The sequence below is a fragment of the Actinomadura sp. WAC 06369 genome (assembly GCF_003947565.1).
In the GTDB taxonomy this organism is placed as follows: Bacteria; Actinomycetota; Actinomycetes; order Streptosporangiales; family Streptosporangiaceae; genus Spirillospora; species Spirillospora rifamycini.
Genome location: NZ_QHJN01000018.1, coordinates 70,489 through 78,029, shown reverse-complemented (window position 1 = coordinate 78,029; position 7,541 = coordinate 70,489). Strand labels below are relative to the sequence as shown.

7 protein-coding genes are annotated in these 7,541 nt (G+C 70.3%); 2 read left to right on the top strand and 5 right to left on the bottom strand.

Going from position 1 to position 7,541, the window contains the following annotated elements:
* Positions 1-375, top strand: a 375-nt coding sequence (locus DMH08_RS07980; RefSeq protein WP_158642271.1) for a substrate-binding domain-containing protein, incomplete at its 5' end; no start/stop codon positions are given.
* Positions 376-731: 356 nt separating this feature from the next.
* On the opposite strand, the gene DMH08_RS07975 is transcribed toward DMH08_RS07980, so the two are convergent.
* The 4 genes from DMH08_RS07975 to DMH08_RS07960 form a co-directional block, all read right to left on the bottom strand.
* The gene (locus DMH08_RS07975; protein WP_125612710.1) at positions 732-2,915 is read right to left on the bottom strand and encodes a xanthine dehydrogenase family protein molybdopterin-binding subunit; all 2,184 of its coding nucleotides are present in this window, start codon (positions 2,913-2,915) and stop codon (positions 732-734) included.
* Positions 2,912-3,895: an FAD binding domain-containing protein gene (locus DMH08_RS07970; RefSeq protein ID WP_125612708.1), complete on the bottom strand. Its 984-nt coding sequence runs from the start codon at positions 3,893-3,895 to the stop codon at positions 2,912-2,914. Before DMH08_RS07970 ends, DMH08_RS07975 begins: the two co-directional genes overlap by 4 nt.
* A complete protein-coding gene (locus tag DMH08_RS07965) occupies positions 3,892-4,374 on the bottom strand; it encodes a (2Fe-2S)-binding protein (protein ID WP_233617472.1) in 483 nt (160 codons plus the stop codon). Before DMH08_RS07965 ends, DMH08_RS07970 begins: the two co-directional genes overlap by 4 nt.
* Positions 4,375-4,583: 209 nt before the next feature.
* The gene (locus DMH08_RS07960) at positions 4,584-5,735 is read right to left on the bottom strand and encodes a PQQ-dependent sugar dehydrogenase (RefSeq protein WP_125612706.1); all 1,152 of its coding nucleotides are present in this window, start codon (positions 5,733-5,735) and stop codon (positions 4,584-4,586) included.
* Positions 5,736-5,821: 86 nt separating this feature from the next.
* On the opposite strand from DMH08_RS07960, the gene DMH08_RS07955 reads away from it, so the two are divergent.
* Positions 5,822-6,541 (top strand): TetR/AcrR family transcriptional regulator, encoded by a 720-nt coding sequence (locus DMH08_RS07955; protein ID WP_125612704.1) that lies wholly within the window; start codon positions 5,822-5,824, stop codon positions 6,539-6,541.
* A gap of 68 nt (positions 6,542-6,609) precedes the next feature.
* On the opposite strand, the gene DMH08_RS07950 is transcribed toward DMH08_RS07955, so the two are convergent.
* A complete protein-coding gene (locus tag DMH08_RS07950; RefSeq protein ID WP_125612702.1) occupies positions 6,610-7,455 on the bottom strand; it encodes an enoyl-CoA hydratase/isomerase family protein in 846 nt (281 codons plus the stop codon).
* Positions 7,456-7,541 lie beyond the last annotated feature (86 nt).

Here is a 7,541-nt window from a genome sequence, read left to right as displayed (position 1 = left end):
GCCGCCGACCTGGCACCCCCGCTCGCCGCCCCCGTCCCCCTCGACGCCGACCAGGCCGCACGAACGGTGTCGCAATGGCGCAACGCCGCCGCCCCTCCGACCGCCGTCTGCGCCTACAACGACGAGGTCGCACTCGCCCTCCTCGCAGGAATGCGCGCCATCGACCTCTCAGCCCCGGACGACCTCGCGGTCATCGGCTCCGACGACATCCCCGCCGCCGCCTTCGCCGTGCCTCCCCTGACCACCGTCGCCCTCGACAGCGGCTCCCTCGGAGCCGACCTCGCCCACGCCCTGCAACGCTCCCTCGACGGCGAACCCGAAGACTTCTCCACCCTCCGCCCCAGCGTCCACGTCATCGAACGCCGATCAACTTGACCCAGCCCCGACCCGGTGCAGACGACCTAGCGTCCCGAGACGCCAAGGTGGGCAGCCGCCCTCGAAGGTTTGTGACCCAACCGGACCCCTTTACGTTGTAGATCACTTGCCGCATTGGGGCCGCCGACAACAGCAAGGGCCTATGGCTGACTCCAGCCGCCGGTCGGGAATGGTGTTCGGCGGGTGGGATGTCGCCGATCGTGCTGTTCAGAACCGGTGGTTGAACCAGACGCCCCAGTCGGCGGTGCGAGTTCGACGTTCGCGAGGCCCTTCCACGACCGTTTTGGCTGGATCAATCAGTCCCTGCCCCGGGCCGAACCGCGTTGCCCAGGGTCGGCTTGCGCCGGGGCCTGCGGTCAGAGGAGCTTGTCCCGGGTGAAGGGGACGTCGCGGAGGCGGCGTCCGGTGGCGTGGTAGATCGCGTTGCCGATGGCCGCGGGTACACCCGTCCCCGGTGTCTCGCCGAAGCCCCGGGCGCCCAGTGCCTCGCTGTCGCCGATGGGGCGGTCCACGAACATGACCTCCAGCTTGGGCGTGTCGGCGTTCACCGGCACCAGATAGCCGGACAGGCTGGGGTCGGCCACGCGCGCCGTGTTCGGGTCCACCATCGTTTGCTCGAGCAGCGCGAAGCCGATGCCCCAGGTGACGCCGCCCGTGACCTGGCCGTGCGCGGTCCGGCGGTTGAGGACCCGTCCCAGGTCGTAGGCGGTCACGACCCGGCTCACGCGGATGCTGCCGAGTCGTGGTCGGATCCGGACCTCCAGGAACACCGCGCCGAACGTGTGCCCGCCGGTGTTGGGTTTGCTGCCGAGCACCCGGATCTCGCCGCCATGGCGAGCCATGACGGCATGGTAGCTGTCCCTCCGGCGGCGGTCGCCGCGCGCGAACAGGTGGCCGTTTTCGACGATGACGTTCTCGGCGGGCACGCCGTGCAGCCGGGAGCGCGGGTCGGCGACGGCGAGCTCGATCACGGCCTTGCGTGCCTGCTCCGCGCCATCGGAGACCGGCCCGACCACGCTGGCCATCGTGGCCGACGCCGCCGACAGGGACGCGTTGGGAAAGGCGGTGTCGCCGAGCAGCGTGGTGACGTGGCCGAGCGGCATGCCGAGCCCGTCGGCGGCGACCTGGGTGAGCACGGTGTAGGTGCCGGTGCCGATGTCCTGGGTGGCGGCCCGGACGGTCGCCCGCCCGTTCACGCCGATCACGATCTGCGCCTGGGACGGGTTCGCCGAGTAGGTGTGGGTCTCGGTGGCCATGCCCCAGCCGACGTACTCGTCGCCGTCCCTGGTCGCCCCCGGCTCGGGGTTGCGGCGCGACCAGCCGAACGCCTCGGCGGCCACCCGGTAACACTCCAGCAGGTGCTTCTCGTAGGGCTCGCCAGTGTTGGGGTCGATGACGGTGCGGTGGTTGCGTGTCCGCAGTTCCACGGGGTCGATGCCGAGCTCGTAGCTCAGTTCGTCCAGCGCGGTCTCCAGGCCGAAGTGCGCGGTGGTCTCCGGTGAGCGCATGTAGCTGGAGGTAGGCAGGTCCAGCCGCACGCCCATCTGTCGCACGTGGATGTTCGGGCAGGTGTAGAGGTTGAGGGCGGAGTCGCTGGTGTTGAAGACGCGCTCGTCGGTGCGGGTCACCTGTGCCGTCGAGGTGTCGACGAGGGCGGTCAGCTCGCCGCGCCGCGTGGCGCCGAGCCGGATGCGGTGGCGGTACTCGGCGCGGTGACCAGTGGACGTGAACATCTGCGCGCGCGACAGCACGAGCTTCACGGGGCGGCCGAGCTCCCGCGCCACCGCGGCGGTGAGCAGCGTGTGCGGATAGGTGGGTCCCTTGGCGCCGAAGCCGCCGCCCAGGTAGGGCGAGATGATCCGGATATCGGGAGCGTTGCCATCGGCATCCCTGAAGGCGTTCGTCACCGCCATCCGGGTGAGCATCACGCCCTGCGCGCTTTCGTACAGCGTGAGGCCGCCGTCGTCCCAGACGGCGGTGGTGGTGTGCGGTTCGATCGGGTGGTGGTGTTGCATCGGGCTGGTGTAGGTCTGCTGGATCCGAACGTCGGCCTGCGCGAACGCCGCTTCGGCGTCACCGTGCTCGACCTCGTTGGGCCGCTCGCGGAAAGCGTCCGGCAGGAACGCTTCGTCGATCGCGTCCTCCAGTCGTGCGGTGGGCTTCTCCGTCCGGTAGCGGATCTTCACCAGGGTGGCGGCCTCCTGTGCCTGCTCCAGGGTCTCGGCCACGACATAGGCGACCGGCTGCCCGCTGTGGTGGATCCGCGCGTCCTGGATCGGAATGAACGTCCTGTTGTAGGGGAAGCCCGGCACCGTCCTGAACCGCGGCATGGTGGTGTGCGTGAAGACCTGAACGACACCCGGATGCGCCAGTGCCGCCCCGGTGTCGATCTGCGTGACCTCGCCCCGGGCGATGGTGCTCATCACCAGGAATCCGTGCAGTGGGTTGGCCACCTCGTTGTCCGCGGCATAGCGGGCGGCGCCGGTGACCTTCGCGCGGCCATCGACCCGCTCAACGCCCCGGCCGACCAGCTCGGTCATCGGACCCCTCCCAGCTCGCCGAGGACGCTCTCCAGCGCCCGCTGGACGAGTTCGACCTTGAACCTGTTCCCTTCGCGCGGGCGCGCGTCCCGAACCAGGACGCGTCCCGCCTCGGTGATCGACGCCGCGCTGAGAGGACGGCCGCGCAAAACCGCCTCGACGCGGACGTCGCGCCACGGACGCGTTCCCACCCCGCCGAACGCCAGCCGTACGTCCTCGACCGCGCGGCCCCTGGTGCGCAGCGAGGCCGCCACCGACACCACCGCGAACTCGAAGGTGGCGCGGTCGCGCAGCTTCAGGTAGCGCGAACGCGCGGCCAGGGGCGTGCGCGGCACGTCCAGCCGGGTGATCAGTTCGCTCGGGCGCATCGCGGTCTCCCGGGTGGGCGCCGATCCGGGAAGGAGGAAGAAGTCGCCGACCGGGACGTCCCGTTCGCCGCCGGGGCCGAGCAGGTGCACGGACGCGTCCAGCGCGGTCAGTGCCACCGCCATGTCCGAAGCGTGTGCGGCGATGCAGTGGTCGCTGCCGCCGAGGATCGCGTGTCCCCGGTTGTGTCCGGTGAGCGCCGGGCAACCGCTGCCCGGGGTCCGCTTGTTGCACGCCGAGCCGGCGTCCCGGAAGTACCCGCACCGGGTGCGCTGCAGCAGGTTTCCACCGATCGCGGCCATGTTGCGGACTTGCGGGGACGCCGAGGCCAGCAGTGCCTCCGACAGGACGGGAAACTCCCGGCGCACCGCGGGGTGTTCGGCGACCTGCCGCATCCTTGCCAGCGCCCCGACGCGCAGCGTCCCGGGGGTGAGATCGACGCCGTCGAGGTCGAGAGCGTTGAGGTCGATGAGGTGGTCGTGGGCCTCCGCACCGTCCCGCATCAGGTTCAGCAGGTCGGTGCCGCCCGCCACGAATGTAGAACCGGGCGTGGCGGCGGCGATCCGCACCGCCTCGGCCGGGCTGCCCGCGGCCGTGTATCCGAAGGCCCTCACCGCCGTACCTCCTTGGCGGCCGCACCGACGGCGGCGACGATGTTCTGGTATGCCGCGCAGCGGCACAGGTTGCCGCTCATCCACTCGCGGATCTCCGTCTCCGAACCCGTACGGCCCTCGTTGATACAGGCGACGGCGGACATGATCTGACCGGGAGTGCAGGCGCCGCACTGGAACGCGTCGTGCTCGATGAACGCCTTCTGCACCGGGTGCAGGTCGCCGCCGTCCGCGAGCCCCTCGATCGTGGTGACCTCGGCGTCGCGTTGCATCACCGCCAGGGTCAGGCAGGATTTGACCCGCTCACCATCGACCAGCACCGTGCACGCTCCGCATTCACCCCGGTCGCAGCCTTTCTTGGTGCCGGTCAAGCCGAGGCGTTCACGCAACGCGTCGAGCAGCGTCACCCTCGGTTCCAAGGTGACCTTGCGCGCTTGCCCGTTGATCTTCAGCGAGATTTCCACCGACGACCCGGCGGCGATGGCCTGCGCGGGTGCGGTGGCGGCCCCGGCCGTTGCCGTTTCGGCCGCGGCCGCCGGGGCGGCGGCCGCACCCGTCCCGACCGCGGCCGTTCCCGCCGCCGTCGCCGCCATGGCTTTGAGCACCGTCCGGCGAGTGGATTCGGGGAGGAACTCCGTTTTCCGTTCGGGTGTTAGATCGGGTTCGGAGGTGAACTGGTCGCCGTGGCTGCTCATCGCGCTCCTCCTCGGCTCTGTGCGGGGAGTTGGATCCGGATGATGCGGTCGTCGCCGGGGCGCGCGTCGGTGCCGCCCCAGGTGGCGCGGTCGGTGTTGGACGACATGATCCACAGGGACCCGTCCGGTGCCGCCTCGACCGTGCGGATACGTCCATACGTCTCGACCAGGTGCGGGATCGGCCGTCCGGTCGCGCGCCGGCCCTCGACGGGCAGTTGCCAGAGGCGCTGCCCGCCGAGCGCGCCGATCCACAGCGAGCCGCGCGCGTAGGCGACTCCGGAGGGGGACGCCTCGTCGGGATGGATGGTGGCGATCGGCCGTTCCCCGGTGTCACCCTCGACGCCCTCGGTCTCGGGCCAGCCGTAGTCCCGCCCGGGGCGGAGGACGTTCACCTCGTCCCAGGTGCGGTGGCCGAGTTCGGACGCGTACATGGTGCCGTCCGGTGCGAAGGTGATGCCCTGGACGTTGCGATGTCCACTGGAGTAGACGGCGGTACCGGACGGGTTGTCGCGAGGGATCGACCCGTCCGGGCGAATCCGAAGGATCTTGCCGCTCAGCGAGCTGTCGTCGGCGGCGTTCTCGGGCTCGAACGCGTCGCCCGTCCCGATCCACAGGTTGCCGTCGGGGCCGATGCGGAGCCGGCCGCCGTGGTGCCGGTCGGCGGTCTGGATGCCGTCCAGCAGGACGCGGGTCTGGTCGAGGGAGCGGTAGTCCTCGGCGATCCGGAGCGCGACCACGCGGTTGGTGGGTGAACTGGACACGTAGGCGAACACGGTGCGGTCCGACGCGAACCGCGGCGAGGCGGCCAGCCCGAGCAGCCCGCCCTCCGAACTGGTCCGGACGCCGGGGACCGTGCCCACGGTCTGCGCCTCGCCGCCGTCCGCCGGTACGCGGACGATCCGTCCGGACAGCCGCAGGGAAACCAGCGCCGAGCGGTCAGGAAGGAACGCAAGCCCCCAGGGCGCCTCCAGCCCCCTCACCAGTTCGGTGCGGTCGCGCAGCGTCGACGAGTCACCCGTGCTGGACGCCGCCGGGCGGACGGCGGCGTCTCTTGCGTCAGTGCCGGAGCCGCACGCGACAACGCCGAGCACCAAGGCCCCGGCCAGGAACGCCGCGATGACGATCCGCGTCGGTACCGATCTGTTCATGACCTCTCCTAGTTGTCATCGCTAACGCTAAACAACTATCAACGCCAACGCAACCGTTGGCAACACGATTCTGTTAGCATCGCTACGTGAGCGAACGAGGTGAGGTCCGCCGGCGGATCATCGACGCGGCGACCCGGCTGCTCTACGAGCAGGGCCGCGAAGCCGTGACCACCCGCGCCGTCAGCGCGGCCGCGGGGGTGCAGTCCCCCACGCTGTACCGCCAGTTCTCCGACATGAACGGGCTGCTCGAAGCCGTCGCCGCGGACGGCTTCGAGCGCTACCTCGCGGGCAAACAGGCCCAGGAGCTGTCCGACGATCCGGTCGACGACCTGCGCGGCGGGTGGGATCTGCACGTCCGGTTCGGCCTGGACAATCCGGCGCACTACCTGCTGATGTACGCCCAGCCCAACCCGGGGTACCGGCACCCCGCCGCCGAACAGGGCGTGGCGCGGCTCCACATGCTCGTCGAACGCATCGCGGAGGCCGGCCGCCTCGTCGTCGGCGTCGACACGGCGGTCAGCATGATGCACTCCGCCTGCGTCGGCGTCACGATGAACCTCATCGCGACGCCGCCCGACGAACGCGATCCCGCCCTCGCGGACCGGCTGCGCGAAGCGGTCCTCGCGGCGATCACCACAGCCGCCGCGAGCAGCCCGCCCGACCTCGCCTGGCGCGCCGTGGCCCTGAAAGCGGTCATGGACGACACCGACCTCTACTCCCCCGGTGAGCGCGCGCTCCTGACCGAGCTGCTCGACCGCGCCGCGGCCGCATCCGGACCCGCCGACGCGCAACGAATCCCGACGTAGACCGCCGGGGCCTTTACCGGTGCCAGCGGGTCAACCGACTGGTTGTCACCGACAAGGCATTCAGCTTGTCACAGGCGCTTATTCATCTGCCCGGCGAGATTGCGGAACAGACCCTCGAGGTCCTGTTCGCCGTCCCGGGTCTGGGCACCGTTGGCCAGCCCGGCGCCCATGAGCTGTGCCGTGGTGGGGCGGAATACGAGCCCGGCCCAAGCATCGTTTTCCTGCACCAGGCCATCAGCATGATCATGGGGGACGATGGTGCGCTTGGCTGCGGCGACGACGCCGTCGGGCAACGCGGCGATGTTACCGGCGAGGCGGTCGACGAACTCGTCGAGCTGGTCGGCGGGGACGGCTCGGTTGATCCAGCCGTACCGCTCGGCGGTCTCGGCGTCCATCAGGTCGGCACCGAGCACGATTTCCAAGGCACGGTTTCGGCCGACGCGCTCGGTGAGGTACTGCGTAGCGCCGCCGCCGGGGACGATGCCCATGAGGGCTTCGACCTGGCCGAGCCCGGCCTTGTCGATCGCCGCGAAGGCCATGTCCGCGGCCACGACGAACTCGGCACCGCCGCCGCGCGCCTTGCCCGCGAGCTTGACGATGGTCACCTGAGGCTGGCGGCGTAGCTGCTCCCCGACGGCCTGGAAGACGTTGACGCCGTCCGGCAGGTCGGCCATGAGTTCGGCGAGGGCGTCCGGGGTGGCGGTCATGTCGACGTGGGCGAGGAAGAAGTCAGGGTCCGCACTGCCGAACACGATCACGCGTACGCCGTCGTCGCCGGCCAGCGCGGTGAGCAGGCGCCGCACATCGGTCATGACCGCGACGCTGAGGACGTTGACCGGCGGGTTGTCGATCGTGACGTGCGCGACTCCGTCCTTCCGGCTGACCCGCAAGGTCTGGTACGCGTCGTGGCCCATGGCTTTTCTCCTAGGTATCTGGCAGGACTCTGGTCCCTGCTGTATACCTACTGTGAAACTGTCTCTGACCTGCGTCAAAAACGCAC